Consider the following 19,963-nt stretch of genomic DNA (forward strand, 5'->3'; position numbering starts at 1 on the left):
CTTGTCTGGTAAAATTCTAAGCTGATTGTTAAGCTGCCTTAACGCTCAACATGAAAGCGCTTATTTCTACTCATTAAATTGTAATGAATTACGGCGCTGGAGTCCTCTTCAATTCACTTCAATTCTTCTCAAAAATAGCTATTCTCACAAAGTGAGCATATATTTTCTGAATTCCTTTGGCGTCATTCCTACAATTTGTTTAAACGATCTGTAGAAGGAAGCATGACCTTGAAAGCCGCATGACAGGTACACTTCGGTAATCGATACATTGGGATCGCTCAATCTCTTTTTCGACTCGTGAATGCGGATTTTGGTCAAATATTCTTTGAAGCCCTCTCCCATCGTTTCTTTAAACAAATGATAAGCCCGGGACGTGCTTAAGGATAAGCTGGCGGCCAGATCCTTCAGCTGAATATTTTCATGATATTGATGGTGAATCAATCCGAGCGCCGGCTGCAATTTCTTATAGGCCTGCAACGAGCGGTTCCACTCTTCCGCAGGTATTTCTTTGGCATAATGGCGGAACAGATGGGTGCATACTTGGATCAATAATCCTCGAACCATACTCGTGTACGCCCGGTCCTGCTCCTGCATTTCGCTCCAAATGTCTCTCAGAAGCGCTCCAATCTGTACGGCTGTCTGCTGATTCCCATCGATTTTATTCCCAAAATACGGCGACTTCATAAAGAACGGGGCTAACAGTTCATTCTCCCCTCCATCTATCAAAGAGCCGTCAAACTTCAAGAAGTGGAATTGGCATGGCTTTAAGGGGTCGGATTGCGCCCGATGCTGTTCCATATGACTCACAACGAACACATCGCCTGTGTTGATCTCATATCTCTTATCCTCAAAGTGAAAAAGTCCCTTCCCCTCCATGCAATATCCGACCTCAAACGAGGTGTGCCAATGGAACGGTTCCATAAAAATACTTGGCATCCAGCGTGAAATATGAATGGGGAAATTTTTGTTCAGGTTATAATCCCGCTTCACTATAAAGCCGGGTGCGGCAGCGCTCGTGCGAACAGATGGGTCTGCTGCCTCGTTCACTTTCATAGGTTCACTTCCAGTTCCATCAACGGCGCGTGCTGCTGAGCTCCGTACACGTCGCGGTCGAGGAACGTGCCGGACGATACTTTACGGGAGAATGTAATCTTGAACCCGAGCGCCTGATCGAAAAATACGATATGCGTAATGCTCTCCTCCGGAATGCTGTAGAGCCGGGATACGAGCGGCTTGGTAATCAGCTCCTGCTCCTTGACTCGGTAGTAAATAGCGGGATCGGTGAACAGCACATCGACCGTAATTTCAAAAGGCCCGCTGTTCTTGCTGCGCATAACGGCTGCTGCGTCATACAGCTTCATGGCTGCACCTCCGTATATTCGATAGGGAACATTTCCAATCCATCGGCAACCTCCATCAAGTGATAGACGGAGAATTCATACACGGCGCCGAACGGCACATCGCTCGGGGCAAAAGGAAACGCCAGATTGCCTGCAGTCGCTTTGCGTCCTTCATAGCCGTAGTGCAGGAAGGTCGATCTCACCGAACTGCAGATGGCATTCGCCAGCTCCTGCGTCTTAGCCACGACCTCGAATACGACGCCCAATTCATGGGCGGGAGTACGCTGCGGCTCCAGCTCGCCGAGCACGCCATTCAAGCCATAATTGATAAAATGAATGCGGTAATCGTCCGGCGCAATCTCACTGTAGTAGTCTCTGACCTGCTGCTTTACGAGCTCCTCCACCTCTTCTATGCGGGAGATCAGCAGAGGATCGCGAACTCCTGCTACGACGAATGTCCGGTAAGCTACCTTCATGGCGCCTTCCAGCTTGATCTTGTACACCGGCGTCTCTTCGATCCGGCTGCCTCTCACTTCGACGCTGCCATCACCCAACTCGGTGAAGGTGCACTGCTCAAGGTTCAGTATCATTCCCGGCCCGTGCAAAATATACGGGTGATCCTTCTCGTAGAACGTATGGGCGGCGACCGATACGGCTGTGCATTTGCGGGCGTCGCTCAGCGGCTGGACGATGAAGGAATCGCGCTTGAGCGTTCCGAGCATGCTATCCTTCGTCGTCCCCGGCTCTGCCGATAAGGCGGCGCATTCGAGAATTTTGCCGAGATGATAGGCGAGCGCCGTATCGAAGCCGTGGTACATCGCAACCGCCGCGAACGGCGAAGGATCATAAGCGCGTCCGCAGACGATGATATCTGCTCCGGCCGCAAGAGCTTCGATGATCGGCTCGTGGCCCATCTGCGCGACGATGCGGCTTGTTGCCTCCAGCCTTTCCGGTGTCAGCGGCGCTACCGACAAGCCAAGCGGCTCGCACTGTCCGGCTTGCTGCTTCGCTGCCACAACCTCATGGGGGATATCCGCCCATATGGTGGCGAGCTTGACTCCCCCGATCGCGTGCTCCTGCAGGATCTCCATGATGATCGACTGCGTCCATTCCACATGGACCTTCGCCCCGCTTCCTCCGGCAGAGCCGATGATGACCGGTATGCCTGCCTTAACACCTTCCGTGATGATGATCTCCAGGTCCTTCTTGCAGGCCTGCCTGCTGACAATGGCCGTGCCAGCGCCCAGCTTATGTGGCCCCGCGTCGGTGGAACCGGCATCCACTACGATCGCATCCGGCTCATGCGCCATGCCTTTCAAGAAGGACGCCTTGGGAAAACCGTACCCCAGCATGCCGCAAGGGGCCAGTATTTTGAATTGTTCTTTTGTCATATACTCCCTCCACTTGTCCAAGTGCCATCGATGTATTTGGTATTATTGCTGCGCTGCATATTGCTAAGCTTCTGCTGAGGAACGAAGGCTTGCTGCAACAGGAGCTCATGCTCGAAGTGTGCATCGCTGTTGTAATCGGTTACAACAAGGTCTTTAGATCTGTTGCTAAGGAAAGAAGATTCTAATGCAGATTAGTCCGATGGAGAAAGAGGTGTTTTTGGATAATTGGGTGACCCAATTAAATGATCAAAAGGATGCAATCATCCGTTTGATTCCACTTTATTCAACATAATATTTTGCTTCACTTGGCCGATATGGAACAGCAGCGCTTCCTTCGCCTTCTGCGGGTCCTTCTCTTTAATCGCTTGGAGAATTTGAAAGTGCTCTTTATAGACTTCCGCTTTCCGGCCAGGGATATCGACGGTCTTCGTCGCTGTCTTCTGCAGGAGATCCATATGCAGCTCGATCAGATTAACCAGCACGACATTGTGCGTCGCCTTGGCAATCGATAGATGAAACGCCTGGTCAGGACTCATCGGATCCTCCGAGTCGCTGTCGATGGTGCCCCATCGTTCAAGGGCGCTTTCAATTTCCTGAATATCTTGCTCGGTCGCCCGCTTCGCGGCCAGCTCCACAATGCCGGTCTCGAAAATTTCCCGTGCTTCCAGCAGCTCGATAATCGTCGCCCTTTCGATGTTCTCGATAATTCGCTTCTGGTCTTCGGCTTTGCTTAGATTTTTGCTAAGAAAGCGTCCTCCACCCGGACGGGTCTCGATCAGCCCCTCCCGCTCCAAGATGCGGAAGGCTTCGCGCAGAGTCCCTCTGCTGATGCCAAACGCTTGAGCCAGCTCCCTCTCCGTAGGCAGTACATCGCCCGGAGCCAGATTGCCTTCGAGAATCAGGTTCTCGATCTGCTCGATGACGTCCTCGTACACCCTATGGTATTTAATCTTCTTAATGGTCATGGTCATTAACCTTTCCGCGTTGTGATGATCACAGGGTAATTGGATCACCCAATTAACCACAACTTCATACTAATTAGTATGAGGCGATGTGTCAAGAGTATTTTTGTATACGCTTACTGAAGCAGCGCTGTTCAAAAGCATACAATCCCATAAGCTAACCCGAAGAAAAAGCATAGCGGGCTATAAAGCCAAGTATCATTTCTAGCGAAATTAGAATGGGTTATTTTCTTGAAAAATCCTACATAGTTGAAATCACCTATCGCTCGAAGAAAGAACACGATAGCACAAGCCATACACCCCCAGCGTGTCCATACCATTGGCTTAAAATAAGGCACATAGCCGCTCTGAATAACAAGAACGAAGCACACACCGAACAGAAGCACAGCGACAATCAGTGTACCAACCTTACTAGGAACAAAAACAGGCTTATCGCTTCCCGCTCGGGAAGGTATTGACGCCGTGCTTCCCCATCGTCCCCCAAAGGCCCAGTAAACATGCAGGATGCCGATGCAGCTTAAAAGACTTAGTGCGGAAATAATCATGACAAATTTCATGGCAAGTCCTCCTCATCCCGATTTTCTTGCAAAAAGTGTACAACCAATTCGCCGAAACATACGATGGCGTATGTAATGCCATTTTTTATGTCCCTTCCGGGCTGCACAGCTGGCTGTACAACCGTATTAGGGACATCCATGATCATATTTTGGATAAAATCAGCAGTAGTCTTTTTGCATCCCAGTCTATGCTAGACTCAAACCGAACCATCCATCCCACATAGGCCATATAAGTGAGTCGAGCCCGTTCTATCGCTTCAGAGGCCTGCAGCCCTTTTCTTTGATACAGGATGGCAACATAGCGGATTCTTTGCTCTTCGATTCCAGCTAACCGGGCAGCCAGAGCAGGGTCATCCTTGGCCCATGCATAAATGGCCTTCTCCAATCGTTTATCGCTATCCATGCTAATATGAAGCAGCTGCTCCAATGTGATTGGATCTTGCTCCGAACTACGAATGATCCGTTGTGTCGCATTCTCTTCCCAATGATCCATTATGGAGTCCAGCAGCTCCTGGCGGTCTCGGAAGTGGTGGTAAAAGCTCCCTTTACTAATTCGAAGCACTCGAGCGAGCGCCTCGACCCGCACGGCGTGGACACCAGCCTCAGCCAATGTACGGACCCCCGCTTGGACCCAATCTTCTCTCGTTAATTGCATAACTCACCTCAGGATACGGTAGCGTATGTTTTAACAATAGACCTAAATGTTTACGAAGTCAACAGCGACCCTTAGGTTAGGCGACCAAAGACAAATCGGATATAGACAGGCAATCTTACTTCTTCACCACCGCAATCGTCTCCTCTTTTCCATCCCATTGAATACGGACTTTAAAGCTCTTTTCCTCCTCATAAGGCTTGGTCATCGTCCCCTTTCCCGTCATCACTAGGTGGCGCGATGGGGTATCGCTCTTCCCTTTGCTGTTGAAATTTTTGCTGTTCTCAAAGGCATACTCCACTCTCGATATAGGTTGGCTTTCTTTGCCGATATACTCGATAGCGTAGGATTGAACTTTTGCGGATAGATCCACCGAGCAATCGACTTTCCATAACTCGCTATTCCCGCTAAATGCAATGGGCTGTGAGCAGCCTGCCAGAATGAATAAACCTGTAAGGATCAGACATGCCATCCATCGTTTCATCGTCATTACCCCTTACTTATTGGAATGGTATAACCGTTCAGTTATGGTGCTTAGTCTACCTTCCAAAACTTAACAGATTGTCACACAAATTCTTAATCCTTCCTTAAAAATCGGGTCCCCGCCCGCGGCAAAAAAACCGACTTTGCGGCATGGCCAGCGTCGGCTTCGTGACATTTATCTTTATGGCTTCATAGACAATATAAATTCCACTATCGCAAGCACCATCAAATGTACAGGGTAAAAGCTTCTCCATACCCACTTGGGCATCCGAATTCCTTCCACCTGCTTCCATACGGTCGGAGCATACACAATGGCTATCGTTGTAATGATGCTGTAGGCTTCGATAACCCAGCCCTTCAGAAATAGAAACAAGACGTTTAATGCAAAATGGCACAACACCATCGAATGGCTTTTCGTATATTTATAGATCAGCACCAGCAGCACGCCGTACAAGCCGTAGTCGAAGCTGAAAACCTCCATACCGGCCGACAGGACCAGTGCCGCGGGGATCCAGATCCATTTTGCCGTATGATCGATAAGATATAAAATGATGACGCACATCAGCAGCGTTCCTACCGCATTCACTCCTCGGGTACCAAACGCCAGCATGAAGGGAACTTGCGAGATGAGAGCGATGAGAAAGAGACGAACCATATACAGCTTCAAATTCCTTGTTCGGCTGTAACCCAGCACAATAAAGTAAGCATAGATGGGAAAAGCAATCCGCCCAATCATCCGCCATATGGCTTGATCTTGAAAGAAAACCAAACCGATGTGATCAATTAGCATGGTCAGCATGGCAATAAGCTGCATCCGGGTTTCCCCCTTCAAAAAAAATCTCACATCTTAAGAATATACTGCCGACAGGCCATCTGTACAGCGGACTACTCCCGATGATGAAGGTGTATTTGGACGGTTGCTTTCCCTAGGACACTTCTTACTTAGCCGCATCTCTCACACGGATTTCAGCCGCTTTCACATGGCAAGGCAGCTGTTCGTAGGCACCCAGCTCACGAATCATCGGATACAGACCCCGAAGCGCTTCCCGGTTCAGCTTCCCGATCGTCGACACCTTCACCATATCTTTGGAGGTCACCCCTGAGAACGACTTGGCAAAATGATTCGTAGGCAGCACAGCCGTAATGCCTATCCCGTAGTTAGCTGCGGAGAACGGCGTACTGCCGCCAATCAGAATTTCCCCTGCATGGCGCACCAGCCCCATGACCCGCTTCTCCTGCTCTTCTGCACAAACAATCATCAAGTGCTCGGGGGCAAATGCATTGATAAAATCACAAGCTTGCCCGATATCCGGCGTAACAATAATGGCTCCTTTGCCCTCAGGGCCGAATACTTGCCGTAAGTAAGTCTTTCTTACTCCTTCCACTTCTTCGATGCATTCATAGAGCTGCTTCTCTACTTGGGATGCCAGCTCCGCAGAGGTCGTTACCAGAATGGAGGTGGAGTCGGGGCCATGCTCCGCCTCGTTGATGAGATCGTAAGCGGTAAGCCGGGGATCGGCCGTTTCATCAGCAACAATGATACTTTCCGTAGGACCGATGCCAAGCGCGCTCCTTTTGCCGCAGGTCATAACTAGGCTCATGGCCGCCGCGATGCCGCCCGGACCCGGCCCGAAAATACCGTCTGCCTCAGGGATCGACTCGGTTCCTTGGGCTAAGCCTGCAATGACAGCTACGCCATTGCCGATGACGAACCGGTCTGCTCCGGCCAGCTTCGCAGCCGCTACGGTACCCGGGTCGGCAGAGCCGTCCTTTAGCGGAGGCATGCCGACGATAATCTCAGGGACACCCGCTGCTTTCGCCGCGGCAACCAGCATAATGGAGGTGGACAGGAGCGGCCCTTTCCTGGCCGGAATCCATATGCCTACGCGGTCCAGTGGAGTCACCTTTTCTCCGACCATCGTTCCGGGGCGAATCTCCCGCTCCCACGAGGAAGGCAGCAAAGCCCGATTTACCTCCTGCACATGCCGTATCGCCTGTTCCACCGCATTGCGCAAGGCAGAAGGCAAGGAAGCGATACAGTCCTGAACATAGCTCTGCGTAAGCAATAACTGCTCTACTGTCACACCGTCAAACTTCTGCGTCAAATCTCGGATTGCTTCGTCCCCCTGTGCAGCAACCTCGTCAAAAATTTGCAGAACCCCGTTTAATACCTCGCGGGTAAACAGCGTTTTGTGCGAGGCCAGCCTCTCCTTTATCAGCTCTTGGTCCTCTGGTAAAGCATACATAATTCTCGACATCCTTCATCGACCTCCAATAATTTTAATGACTTCGAAGCTGTTTCAGGTAAAGCCCCAAACAATGCAAAAAAGAGCCATGCAGGATAATAAAAATACCCGCATGACTCTTATGCTTCAAGTCCGCAGGTATAACGCCAAGAAGCGTTTGCACCTACGGACTCGTTAATCCGTACTACAAACGCTTAACTATGATGATGGCTATAGGATTCGATGATATAACTATAAGAATTCATATTCATTTCGGTAATCCTCCTCAGCCATTTTGGATTATTATACCGGTGTCCTATCCATTTGTAAATAGTTTCCACAATCTTTACTTTTTCATGTCTATTACTTGACACCAACGTGCAGACATCGTTATAAAATCCAGGTTGGTCGGCACGGACTTTCTTGTAGTACTCATACTCCCAAAAACCTCTCGGATAACCTCCGGATCAATCCGAACCCAGCATACACCCGCGGCATGACGAATGGCCCGTTCCACACGGCTTGGGGTGGTTCGATATTTCTCAGCAATGACCGGATAAACATGACGAGTTATCGCCAAATGAGCCTCAGAATCGCGTAACACGATTAGAATGGCGTCCTTTAAATAGGAAAACCCTTTGATATGATTGGGTACGCCTAAATAACCCAATAGTTGAATAACCCTTTTCTCTTCCTGGAAAGAGTCCGGATCCAGGCTTGCACGCGAAAGGATTGGCTTGGGACTGATATCTACCGCAGCTTGCTGGGAATCTACCGAAACATTCAGCACAACCGGCTTCCCTATCTCATCCAGCTTACTCAATTTCTGCATCAGCTTCTTGTCCAGTTGGTCGATCATTGATTTCAGACCTTGTATTTCAGTGACTATGGCGTTTATTTTAGGAGATTCGGAAGGACCTGGCGATTGAGGCATCGAGGAGAACGGCGGCCTCATGGTAGACCATCTATCATTCATTTCGTTAAGCAGCTTCATCATATTCCGCTGGTTCGCTTCCACCTCATACACTTTGTTCGTTAACATCTTCAATTCCTTTAGCATTGCTTCTTCTATCGTTCCACCCATTCTTCTGCCTCTTCTCTATGTAAAAGTTCTGACTCCCTATTTTTCCATCATCTCACAATAAAATAGAAAAGACCACCATACAAGGTGGACTCTGGCATCCTATCCGTTTCGCTCACATTCTCGAATCTTCAGATTCAGGAAATATTCCTGAAGCCGGACCAGCTCCATCCGTGCTTCATATTCCGTCCCCACCCGGGTCAATCTCTTACTCCTGTAAAATACGGCGAACATCAGCACTATCTCTCCTTTTGAAATTTCTAACTTTTCTCTAATTGTTTCTAATTCTTATATGTCCCGCTTGAATACAAATCTTAAGAAGAAATAGAAAAAACCGCTGAAACACAGCGGTTTTTCCTTGGTATTATCTCAATAGTTGAAGCTCTTGAATAAGCAAATCTCTACTAGTCTCATGCTGCTCTCTATAGTTCCGGGCATAGTCAGACAAAGGCTCCTTAAAGCACATTTCTGTATTTCTTTTAAATTGGATTTTAATATCTTTAATTTGATTCCAAAGAATAGGAGCATGCGGAATTTGTAATAATCTCAATCCTTCAATAACCTCTTGAATATCTAATTCTAAATATTGAATAAGTTTAATAAATGAATGGTCAGGCAGCTCCCACGGCATTAATGAATGATGAAATAATTGTTGAATAAGATCTTCTTTTATATCTGCATAAGCAGAAAGCTGTTTAATACTCATTTGACGGTCTTCCAAGGCAAATTGAATAAGCAATATACAATCCAGCGGATAAGATTCCAGGTGAAATTCCGGTAATTCTTCATTTTTTTCGTGCATAGGATAGGCTTGTTGTTCTGATTCATGTTGATGGAACGGGTATTCCTCCAGCATTTCTTCTAAAAAATGATGAAAATATTGTACGGAATCGATGTTATTGGATTTCCATTTATTCATACATCAACTCTCCAAAATATGAAATGATAAAATATTGAATATACAATGATTTATTAATCTATTATTTAATTATTATTAATATAATCTTATATCTTATTCTATTTATATTAATCATCCGGGAGCAGGTTAAAACCAATCTATGGTTCTAACCCTCCCATCAGAATCGTTTTCAAAATGAATGTTTATGATGACCTGCGCTTATTAAAATATTGGGCTAACCTTTCGTTCAAGTTTTTTCTTGCCAGAAAACACCATTGATTTACTTGATTTTCATTGCTGCCGAGAATCTCCGCAATTTCCTTGGCCGAATACTCTTGTACGTACTTTAGGATCAACGCCTTTCTCTGCTTCAGCGGCAGAAGTGCGATCGCTTCTTCCAGCATGTCCTGCTGCGTATCCGTTAAGATGGACGAATCCTTGGGCACCGTTAAGTTCAGAATGCCATCCTCCACTTCCGCGTACAGGATCGGCCTTTTTTTCCTCAAATGATTCTTGGTCGTATAAGCGGCCGCTTGGCAGACCCACGCGCGCAGCTTGTCCGGTTCGATGCAGCCGATTTTCTGAAACACCAGATCTCGCACCTTATCTGTAATTTCCTCGTAATCACTCCTTCCCATGGACCGATTTTGTCCTATTGCCTCTTGTCTGGCTTGATGCTCTACGATCCTCGGCAGCCAGTCCTTAACAAAGGCGGCCACCTCCGCATCATCTAACTGCTGATGTACAATGCAGTGATGAAGCCGACGCAAATCCATGCTGGACCCATCCCTTCCCTATGCTATAAAAAGAGGAAAATCCTACCTCTCTAGTATATCATGTCATAGGAAAGAGAGAATCTTATCGTTTTGAAAAAAAAGTTGGGATAGAGCCTGAGAGAGAAGAAGCTTGAGCGGAAGAACTACCAGTAGGAGAATATATTCAGGAGAAATCCGGTTCGAAGAATGGACGGAGTCTATTGAATACGGCGGGTTCAGCTTTTCAGATGCGTCTTACAATGCTTTTAGTCAAATAATATGTTCCTCTAAGATAGGACACTCGCTCCCTGTCCTCCGCTAATGTAAACACATCGCGGCAGCTTGCACAGCTTAATTCTATTACATGGATCGTCTTGCCCGAAGGGCACGGGTTTCGGCAATGGCGGAATCGGAAAGCTGTCCTGCATTTTGGGCACTGCAGGCTGTCAAGACAAGCTTCCCGCATAATGGCCACGCTCTCTGTGATAAGCTCGTCGGTGATGTTCTCGTCCAATCCTTCCGTCATGTCACGAATCAAGGAAAGATGGTATTTGAAAACAAAGAATAACGGGTCTTCCTTCAGGGCCGCCCTTATCCCATCCACGAATACGGCAGCATGTATAGAGTCGGGATTGCTGAGCTTTTCTTCCAACATGTACTTCACCCCGAATCGAATAATCCGGAAGACTTGCTTCCGGCTTTATATAGTAAGAAGCTATGCCAATATTTTGGCGACGGCTTCCTGAAGTCGGTCTTTTTGGACCGGCTTCACGACGAAATCTGCGGCTCCGCTGCGGATCGCTTCGAGCACCATGTCCTTTTGCCCCATGGCCGAGCACATCACAATCTTCGCCTGGGGATGCCTTCCCTTGATATGCTTTAGCGCATCTATACCGTCCATCTCAGGCATTGTAATATCCATGGTCACGAGATCAGGTAGGACCTTATCGTACAGGTCCACAGCCTCCTTGCCATTGCGCGCTTCCGCCACGACATTCATCCCCATCTCCTCCAGCATGCCACGCATCACCATTCTCATAAATGCCGTATCATCTACCACCATAACTGCTGTCATGTCATTATCCTCCTTTTTGACCATTGCTTCTAATTTAACCAAACCGCTCTGAACAAAAAATGAACAGGAGGGGTCAGGACAGGGCTAAGGAGCTTGGTTTTCCGGGAAGAAAGGCCTTCTGTGGTTGCATGAGCGGGAACGTTTCCTCGGGCGTTCCCTCAACAATATGGAGTAACTTGCCTACATATACAAAAAAAATACAGCCCCCTTCGACAGGAGCTGCCTGTAAACCTTTCTATGGGGCGGACTGCGCCAAACCGGGGCCTGAGCCCTTCCACTGCTCGTACCATGTCACAATATTCTCGTTCGGAGCTACATCCAGCTCCTCCAGTACCGAGACGAGACGCTTGTACTGCTCTTCAACCGCCGTACGCTCCTTCAAGAGGCCGTACAGCTTCATCAGGGCAAAGTAGCTTTCCTCGTAATACGGATATTGCCTCTGCATCCGGTGATATACCATCATCGCATCAGTAATCTTCCCCTGGCGGGCAAAATAATCGGCCAGCAGCATCGCCTGCTGAAGCCAAAGCGTCCGCAGACGCTGCCGCTCGTTCTCGGCCCACAAATAATCGAAATCGGCCATATAGTCTCCCGTATACATTTCGACGAGCCGCTGATGCTCCTGCCAATTTTGTTCATTCACGGCGCCCGCCGCTCGGATAGATTGCTCCCAGTCCTCCACATCGATACGTATCCGGGAGGCGTCCAGCATGTATCCTTCCTTGATGCTCAAGCTGCGGATTTCAATGTCCGCTCCCATTCGCTTCAAGTCTTGCCGTACTTGATAAATCGTCGTATACAGATGCGTCTTGGCCTTCTCCATCTCAAAGTCGGGCCAGAGCATCTCGAACAGCTCCCCCTTGCGGACCAGCTGCCCTCTGTGGTGGAATAAATAGGCGAACAATTCTTGCGCCTTGGCGGTACGCCATTTCAAGGCAATCGGCTCCTTGCCGGGGAATTCGATTTGCATCGTCTGCAGACAACGGATAAGTACGGAGCTGTTCTGGAGCGGCGCTTCCTCCAGATTACGGACGACCTCTACGGATTGCTGAAGCCGTTGAACCGTACGGGCCAATCGATCCCTCTGTATAGGCTTCATGACGTAATCCAGCGCATTCAGCTCGAAGGCCTGAACCGCATATTCGTCATAAGCGGTTACGAATACGATTTCGACCGCAGGACAGACCTCCTGCATCAGCTCAGCGGCCCGCAGGCCGTAGATCTCCGGCATATTAATGTCCATGAACACCACATCAGGCCGCAATGCTCCAACCGCCTCTATAGCTTGATTCGGCTCCATATAGCTGCCAATCACTTCGATTCCTGACATATCCCCCAGCAGCTTGTTCAGCTGCATCAAAGCAAGACGTTCATCATCCACCAGAATAGCCTTCATCGTTATCCCCTTACCCTTCTGCGGAGCCCATTCCATTTACTTATCCGTGATGTCGTATATATCATCTGCTTCAACGAAATGCCCTTGTGTCCGGAAATTGTTCAGAAATTGTTTAGTGTACTGCGATACAATACCATTTTAACAGTAAATAGGCTTCAGGATGTTTGGATACATTCGCTCATCCATTATCTCCCTCTCCATGTCATCTAAGGCCTCTATCGCGCATAAGGAGTGGTTCACTATGCCCATCGAAGGATCCTACAATTATTATATCGCATCGCTCTCCGTTATCATTGCGATACTGACCTCGTATGCGGCTTTAAATATTGCATCCAAAATCTCGCTGTCCAAAGGAACTGTCCATCATTTCTGGTTATTTGCAGGCTCCTTTGTGATGGGCAGCGGTATTTGGTCCATGCATTTTGTCGGAATGCTGTCGTTTCACCTTCACGTTCCCGTCCATTACGACGCTCTGTGGACTCTTGTATCCATGGCATCCAGCATCGCGGCCTCATTAATTGCCTTCTATACTACCATACCTAAAAATAGGAGCAGGAACAAGATCGCCGTAGGCGGTTTTTTTATGGGAAGCGGTATCATTTGTATGCATTATACCGGAATGGCGGCCATGCAAATGCCGCTTCAGCTGGAATACGACCAATTCTATTGGATCTTGTCCGCTTTGGTCGCTATGGCGGGATCTTATATCGCCTTGGTACTGCTGCTTCGTTCCCGAAATCTGCCGGCTTCCCGATCGATTAAGTGGCTGTCCGCCCTGATCATGGGGTTCGCTGTTTGCGGCATGCATTATACAGGGATGAAGGCGGCCGTATTCCGGAATGTTTCCCATCCGGCATTCGTCGCTGAAGATCTGAATATGATGGACCCTCTGCTGCTCGCAGGAGTCACTTTTACCGTCCTTATCATTTTAACGATCTCCTGGGGGGCCGTGCTTTTTGACCGCCATGTGCTGGAGAAGCTGGCTTACACCGATGCGATTACCGGATTGCCCAACCGTAATGAAATGAACCGTTTCTTCGATACGTACCGGGATGAGGATTCCCTGGGGGTCTTGTTTCTCGATCTGGATCAGTTCAAGGTCATCAACGATACGCTAGGTCATCACATTGGAGATATGCTCATTAAGGAAATGGGAAACCGGCTGCGGCCTTTCATTACGAGCACACAGCAGGTGTTCCGAATGGGGGGAGACGAATTTCTCATTATTATCCGCGACTGTCAGCAAGAGCTGTGCGAGCGGCTCGCCGATCAGATTTTGCACAAGATCAAGCAGCCTTACTATCTCGAAAACAACGAGCTGTACATTACGGCAAGCGTAGGGATCAGCATCGGTTGTATCGAACCAACGGACCGCTCAGTTTTATTGAAAAAAGCCGATACGGCCATGTACAAGGCCAAGGGCCTCGGCAAAAATCAATATTTTGTCTACAGCGAGGAAGCAGGAACGGCCGCCTTGCGCCGAATGGAGCTGGAGAAGGATCTGCGCAGAGCTTTGGATCATCAGCAATTTTTCGTTGAATATCAGCCCAAATGGAATGTGATGACGAATCGGCCCTATGGCTTTGAAGCGCTGCTTCGCTGGAACCATCCGCGGCTCGGTGTCATTGCTCCGACAGAGTTCATCCCTATCGCCGAGGAGACCGGGTTGATCATCCCTTTGACGCGATGGGTACTGGAGGAGGCCTGCGAGCAATGCATGAGACTTCAGCAAAAAGGGCTCCGCCAGCCGCTCTCCGTCAACCTATCCATACGATTGTTTAAGAGCGACAGCTTGCTGGACATCGTACAATCCGTATTATCCAAAACCGGCATCTCCCCCACCTTGCTCGAGCTGGAGATTACAGAGTCCATGGTTCTCTACGATGTCAAGGACATTGTACGACAGCTTAGCTCGATCCGCGCACTCGGCGTCAAAGTATCCATGGATGACTTCGGAACAGGCTACTCGTCTATCGGGCTGCTGGATCAAATCCCTATCGATGCCCTGAAGCTGGACCGGCTGTTCACCTTGGACCTGCATAATCCAAGCAAGCGAGCTATTATTCATGCCATCGTATTGATGGCCGAGAGCCTGCAATTGGACGTCATCGCCGAAGGTGTCGAGAACAAGGAGCACCTGGAGCTGCTTCAGCAATTAGGCTGCAAAGTGATGCAGGGCTATTATTACAGCAAGCCGATGGCACGTGATGAGATGGAAGCATGGCTGAAATCGAAGGAATCCCCCGACTATTAGCAGACCATTCCTCCTATATAGTTAACGTCATAAAATGAATAAAAGCCCAAAAAACCGGCCATGCAGCGCATGACCGGTTTCTTGTTGTTTCTTTATTGCACATCATCTGCAAGCTTGCTCTTCCAAGCTTCGCTTCCGTTCTGATTGCGGGTGGATTCGTGGGAAATCGTTGCTTCCTGCACGTCACCAAAGCCCCAATGGCTTTCCGGAACATCCGGGAATACGACCTCGGTACCTTGGAGAGGACCGCGGTACAGCATACGGTTAATCATCGTTACCGCTTCAACCCTGCGAATGCTGTCGTTCGGTTTGAACGAACCGTCTTGATAGCCTGCAAGGAATTTACCGCGGTACAATTGCTCAATTGCATTAGCAGCCCAGTGGCCTTCCGTATCCTGGAAGTGATACTCCGTCGGCGAGGCAACACTTAATTTCAGGAAGCGAGCCATAACGGACGCCAGCTCTCCGCGGGACACCTGAGCTTCCGGACGGAAGCTTCCGTCTTCAAAGCCGCTGAAGTAACCATGCTTCGTAGCAATCTTGATGTAGTTAGCCGCCCAGTGGCTCTCTTGAACATCGTTATAAGCCAAAGCGTCATTCACGTTCACATTTTCCGTTAATCTCGCAACGATAGCTGCCAGCTCTGCGCGTGTCAGCGTGTTGTCCGGATGGAATTTGCCATCTGGGTAACCGAGAATATAACGTTGGTGCTTAAGATCACCGAAACGGTCGGAGAATACTTTCACCTTCACTGCGGAATCAGCTTTTACATCCGTTGTTCCGTTCACTGCAAATTGGCCGGAAAGGTCGAACTCTGCGTCAGCCGCTGTCAGAAGACCCCATTTCAATACTACCTTGAAGCTTCCGTCTTGTCCGGCAGGCAAATCGGAGATGTTCCATGTGATCTTGTCACCGTTAACCGTACCGCCGCCAGCGCTCACCACTTCCGCCCCTTTAGGGATGTTAAAGGTGATTACGCCGTTCATCGAAGAAGTAGTAGGGTTCTTATAGTCGATAGTAACCGTAGATTGTTCGCCTTCCTTGACCATGTTTTTATCAACCGTCAGGTTTAAGGATGGCTGTGTAACCGGTGGCACGTAGCTGGAGCCGCCGCCTCCGGAGCTACGGCGATCCGAAGAAGGAATTCTGCGCATAGCGAAATCCAATCCAATGACATCTTGTCCTACATGGATGATGCCGTCTTTGATATAGCTGGTTGAGCCATTAGCTGCCTCTACGTTCGGTTTGGCATCCAATGTGCTGTAATTGATATAACCCGGTTTGGAAGCAACAATGTAGTAATCTCCATCCGGATAAACCATCCAGGCATACTGTCCGAATGCATCCGTTATTTGCGGGTTATGGTTTTTATTCGGTGCAAAATCTGGCAGCTCCGGCAAGCTGACTTCGGTATGTGCTGTACGGCCTAGTCGCGTGTTCAGCTCTGTATCCGCCCAGTACAGCTTCGTAGTAACACCTTCAAGAATTTGTCCGGTGTACGCATCGGTAACCACACCGAATGGGTCGATCAAGGAATAGACAACGCCCAATTCCCCGTTTTTGTTTACTTTCACCGTTGTCGATGGTCCGGCTAATAATGTTCCGTTCGGTGCTTTAATTTGGTACGTAATTTTATATTCGCCTTGTGGTATGTCGGCCAATTCGAAATTACCTTCTGCATTTAGCGGAAGTGTAGTCTTAAAGGAATTGCCGTTCAAGCCTTCTACCAGCACGCTTACATTTCCGTTTCCGAACAGGCTGCCTACGGTCGGCTGCGAATTCGATCCGGAAGACGCGACGAACAATACACCGCTGATTTTGTTTGCAGAGTCAACCTTTTGGCCAACACCGCTTAATGGACCTACAACTGCTGTTTGTGTTTGCTTCAGAGTGACGGTTCGGTTGCCGATTTGCACCGGTGTCTCGATATTCATCGTGTACGTGAAGTCACCACGAGGAACAGGGATGACATAAGAACCGTCCGGTCCTGTCGTTACTGTCGAGTTAAAATCGATAACGCCGTCGCCGTCAAAATCAGCTGTTACTGCAACGGTTGCTCCGGCAGCAGGCTTACCTGTCACTTGGTCCATAACGAACCCGATTACGGCAGCAGGCATATACGTCATATTAACGCTTTGCTGTTGAGACAATCCGGACTTCGCGTCGGTTGCCGTTGCGGTAATAACTTCGCTAACTGGGATAATGCCTTGCAGAGCCGGCACCGTATATTCCGCGGAAGCTATACCTTGATCATTCGTCATTACTGTAATATCGCCAGTAGAGCCATTGCCAAAATGGAATGTAACTGGTACTCCAGCAACAGGCTCACCGTTCGGAGAAGTTGCTTTGGCGTTCAAGGTTACCTTGGTGTTGCCGTCGGCTACAACAGTCTCAGGCGAAGTGCTGAAGGTCAGGTTGAATGCAGGAGCCTGATCTTGTACCACAATCGTTTGAGTTGTCGTATAACCGTCGAACGTTACCGTAATTGTTGTTGTTCCTGGAGCTTTAGCTGTAATCAAGCCATTAGCATCCACTGTAGCAACAGCCGGATTCGAGGAGCTGTACGATGCTTGCTTCGTTACATCCTTAACGCTCTCATCAAAGTACACTGCGCTTGCTTTGGTTTGTTGAGTTGCTCCTGTAACAAGAATAGCATTTGCCGGATCCACGAGCAGATCACGCAATGTCGCGGTAGTTGTGCCCGCTTCACCGGATTTCTTGGATTCGATGCCATTGCTAACCGCACTCACGGTAAATTTATGCTCTGATCCAGGCGTCAATCCGATTACTTTATACTGAGTATTCGTGATGCCGGATGCAATTAATTTGCCGTTATCGTAGATGTTGTAGGTTTGCGCTCCTGGGACCGCATTCCATACAATCGTTGCTTCGGTGGAGGTTACGTCCTTGGTAGCAACTCCAGTCGGTGCAGCAATAGGTACTGTAACGTTTGCTTTAACTGTCTTTCCGTTATATACGGCTTCGATAACCGTAGTTCCAGCTCCGATCGCTGTAACCAGACCATCCGGTCCTACTGTTGCGACAGTAGTATTACTCGAAGTAAGGTTCGATTTATTCGTTACCTCAACCGTTTGTGTTTCATTAGTAAAAACATAAACGGAAGAGACTACCGTTTGATGTGTGGAGCCTACTGGCAGCGTATAGCCTGTGCTATCAATAGTCAGCAATAGATTAGGAAGCGTTATGCTGTTGGAAGGAAGCGACTCAATATATTGATTCGCATCTTTTGTTACAGCGGTAACGGTAAAAATCGCAAATTCTCCTGGTGCCAACCCAGCTGCATTATAAGTAGCGTCCGTAACATTCGTTTTAAGCAGAACGCCATCTTTATATACATTGTAGTAGGTAGCTGCGCTTACCGTACTCCATGTCAACGTGTTAGAGGTTTGAATCGTATCACCTGCTGACAAATTCGGAGCGGAAGGAATTTGAGCATAGGCTCCCCCTACAGCAATAGCCGTAATATCGCTAGGGGAATTCTTTCCGAAATCCACCACGATACTGGCTTGTCCATTACTATCTGATTGTACAGGCACGTTTCCTTGAGAGGTTTTAAAGGTAACCGGAGCACCTGGAACAGGGTCTCCACCCTCATAATCATACATCGTTGCAGTAAGTCGATATTTTCCGGGTTCTCCCGTCGGTACTGCATCCAATTTTACTTCCGTTGGAGCTTGTCTGTACGTGTACACGGTCGTATCAATAGGATCCAAATCGTTTACAAAATACCAGGACAGGATATCATGAGTTTCTGTAGCCCCGCCTGTTGAAGCTGTAAAGCCTGCATAAACGCCTGGTTTGCCTGTGAAAATCGTTTCCAGATCTACACCCTTAGCATCTAGTACGGGCTCTTTCGGCCGTGTTTCCGTTTTACTGATGTAGACCTTTACATTTTGAGTGTTGCCATCGTAATCAATCCAAGTAAAATAATCATTTCCGTCTGAAAGATTAATACCGAATTTTTTGCTTAAGTCTGTGCCATTGGTATACCAGCCAGCCTTGTTGTTAACGTCGCCATTAACAGCTAAGCCGATATAGTTGGCAGAAGGATCACCTAAATTGCTGTTATTATAGGTATCATATTTTACTGCAAAGCTGGGTTTAATTCCGCCATAGCCTATGCCTTCACCAGTAGCCCCTGCATTGTTGGATTGAGCCTGAAGAGCAAAAGTAATCCCGTCACCCGGGTTGGAGCTTGCCTTATTGGCATTTAACCGGAATTTAAAGAACGTGCTGAAGGAGTATTTATTTGTTGAAGTAATCATCTTTTTGTTGAACATACTGCCAAATACAGTGCCTTCATTTCCAGTTAAACGCATTACATCTTGAAAGACATTAGCTCTTCCATTTCGTGAAAAGAGATCTAACTGTTTTCCACTCTTGAAATCATCGTTTTTATACGTTACCCACTTCGTATCACTCGTGGCCGCATTGGCCTTCAAAGTGAGCGGCTGCATCATGGTGACCATCATGCATAGCATGAGGACCCATGACATCCATTTGGCTTTCTGTCGCTTCATTTTTTTACTCCTTTTTCATATTCCCTCGTGTCTAGAACCCTACCCTTTATAAACCATGTCCCAATCGTTCTACTCCTTCCCTCCCTTCTAAAACAAATATGAAAAGCTCACGTTCATCGTTTCAAATTATACAAGCAGGAACTAAACAAAATCTGAACAAAAATCGCCATCGTTCGACTTTTCCTATAGATTTATGGTCCATTTATCCTTAATTTTCAAAAAAAAGCGACAAAATTATCCCATAACGTGGGGCCTTGGATCCAATGCCGATTCAGGTACTATGTGGGGAATCCCGGAATTCATACATTTTTATAATGCAAAAAACCCGATCGGCATCAAGCCGGTATCGGGTT

At 48.2% G+C, this 19,963-nt stretch carries 18 protein-coding genes; 1 reads left to right on the forward strand and 17 read right to left on the reverse strand.

Annotation, left to right across the window (positions count from 1 at the left end):
- Nucleotides 1–144 precede the first annotated feature (144 nt).
- The 16 genes from GGC63_RS20925 to GGC63_RS20995 form a co-directional block, all read right to left on the reverse strand.
- On the reverse strand, nt 145–1,053 hold the full coding sequence (locus GGC63_RS20925; protein WP_192703951.1) for an AraC family transcriptional regulator: 909 nt from the start codon (nt 1,051–1,053) through the stop codon (nt 145–147).
- Nucleotides 1,050–1,361: a DUF4387 domain-containing protein gene (locus GGC63_RS20930; protein WP_192703952.1), complete on the reverse strand. Its 312-nt coding sequence runs from the start codon at nt 1,359–1,361 to the stop codon at nt 1,050–1,052. The genes GGC63_RS20925 and GGC63_RS20930 overlap by 4 nt, the downstream gene beginning before the upstream one ends.
- The gene (locus GGC63_RS20935; protein ID WP_192703953.1) at nt 1,358–2,731 is read right to left on the reverse strand and encodes an acyclic terpene utilization AtuA family protein; all 1,374 of its coding nucleotides are present in this window, start codon (nt 2,729–2,731) and stop codon (nt 1,358–1,360) included. Before GGC63_RS20935 ends, GGC63_RS20930 begins: the two co-directional genes overlap by 4 nt.
- 260 nt (nt 2,732–2,991) lie before the next feature.
- Nucleotides 2,992–3,696 carry a FadR/GntR family transcriptional regulator gene (locus GGC63_RS20940; protein ID WP_192703954.1) on the reverse strand — a complete coding sequence of 235 codons (705 nt, stop codon included), beginning with the start codon at nt 3,694–3,696 and terminating at the stop codon, nt 2,992–2,994.
- 131 nt (nt 3,697–3,827) lie between these two features.
- On the reverse strand, nt 3,828–4,250 hold the full coding sequence (locus GGC63_RS20945) for a DUF3995 domain-containing protein (RefSeq protein ID WP_192703955.1): 423 nt from the start codon (nt 4,248–4,250) through the stop codon (nt 3,828–3,830).
- A gap of 142 nt (nt 4,251–4,392) precedes the next feature.
- Nucleotides 4,393–4,905 carry a TetR/AcrR family transcriptional regulator gene (locus GGC63_RS20950; protein WP_192703956.1) on the reverse strand — a complete coding sequence of 171 codons (513 nt, stop codon included), beginning with the start codon at nt 4,903–4,905 and terminating at the stop codon, nt 4,393–4,395.
- 115 nt (nt 4,906–5,020) lie between these two features.
- A complete protein-coding gene (locus GGC63_RS20955; RefSeq protein WP_192703957.1) occupies nt 5,021–5,386 on the reverse strand; it encodes a hypothetical protein in 366 nt (121 codons plus the stop codon).
- Nucleotides 5,387–5,566: 180 nt separating this feature from the next.
- Nucleotides 5,567–6,199 (reverse strand): TraX family protein, encoded by a 633-nt coding sequence (locus GGC63_RS20960; protein WP_192703958.1) that lies wholly within the window; start codon nt 6,197–6,199, stop codon nt 5,567–5,569.
- Nucleotides 6,200–6,323: 124 nt separating this feature from the next.
- Nucleotides 6,324–7,643 (reverse strand): histidinol dehydrogenase, encoded by a 1,320-nt coding sequence (hisD, locus tag GGC63_RS20965; protein WP_192703959.1) that lies wholly within the window; start codon nt 7,641–7,643, stop codon nt 6,324–6,326.
- 313 nt (nt 7,644–7,956) lie between these two features.
- The gene (locus tag GGC63_RS20970) at nt 7,957–8,694 is read right to left on the reverse strand and encodes a sporulation initiation factor Spo0A C-terminal domain-containing protein (protein WP_192703960.1); all 738 of its coding nucleotides are present in this window, start codon (nt 8,692–8,694) and stop codon (nt 7,957–7,959) included.
- A gap of 99 nt (nt 8,695–8,793) precedes the next feature.
- On the reverse strand, nt 8,794–8,925 hold the full coding sequence (locus GGC63_RS34945) for a hypothetical protein (RefSeq protein ID WP_256865421.1): 132 nt from the start codon (nt 8,923–8,925) through the stop codon (nt 8,794–8,796).
- 130 nt (nt 8,926–9,055) lie between these two features.
- Entirely contained in the window at nt 9,056–9,610 is a 555-nt protein-coding gene (locus tag GGC63_RS20975; RefSeq protein ID WP_192703961.1) for a hypothetical protein, read from the reverse strand.
- Nucleotides 9,611–9,792: 182 nt separating this feature from the next.
- Nucleotides 9,793–10,365 (reverse strand): RNA polymerase sigma factor, encoded by a 573-nt coding sequence (locus GGC63_RS20980; protein ID WP_079911978.1) that lies wholly within the window; start codon nt 10,363–10,365, stop codon nt 9,793–9,795.
- A 223-nt stretch (nt 10,366–10,588) separates the two neighbouring features.
- Nucleotides 10,589–10,999 (reverse strand): hypothetical protein, encoded by a 411-nt coding sequence (locus GGC63_RS20985; protein WP_192703962.1) that lies wholly within the window; start codon nt 10,997–10,999, stop codon nt 10,589–10,591.
- A gap of 60 nt (nt 11,000–11,059) precedes the next feature.
- Nucleotides 11,060–11,419, reverse strand: coding sequence for a response regulator (locus GGC63_RS20990; RefSeq protein ID WP_192703963.1), 360 nt, complete (start codon nt 11,417–11,419; stop codon nt 11,060–11,062).
- A gap of 235 nt (nt 11,420–11,654) precedes the next feature.
- The gene (locus GGC63_RS20995) at nt 11,655–12,815 is read right to left on the reverse strand and encodes a response regulator (protein ID WP_192703964.1); all 1,161 of its coding nucleotides are present in this window, start codon (nt 12,813–12,815) and stop codon (nt 11,655–11,657) included.
- A gap of 241 nt (nt 12,816–13,056) precedes the next feature.
- Between GGC63_RS20995 and GGC63_RS21000 the strand changes: the two genes are divergently transcribed.
- The gene (locus GGC63_RS21000) at nt 13,057–15,069 is read left to right on the forward strand and encodes a bifunctional diguanylate cyclase/phosphodiesterase (protein ID WP_225948368.1); all 2,013 of its coding nucleotides are present in this window, start codon (nt 13,057–13,059) and stop codon (nt 15,067–15,069) included.
- Nucleotides 15,070–15,161: 92 nt separating this feature from the next.
- On the opposite strand, the gene GGC63_RS21005 is transcribed toward GGC63_RS21000, so the two are convergent.
- Nucleotides 15,162–19,610, reverse strand: a complete 4,449-nt coding sequence (locus GGC63_RS21005; protein WP_192703965.1) for an S-layer homology domain-containing protein — start codon at nt 19,608–19,610, stop codon at nt 15,162–15,164.
- Nucleotides 19,611–19,963 lie beyond the last annotated feature (353 nt).

It is taken from the genome of Paenibacillus sp. OAS669 (assembly GCF_014873645.1).
GTDB classification, from domain to species: domain Bacteria; phylum Bacillota; class Bacilli; order Paenibacillales; family NBRC-103111; genus Paenibacillus_S; species Paenibacillus_S vulneris.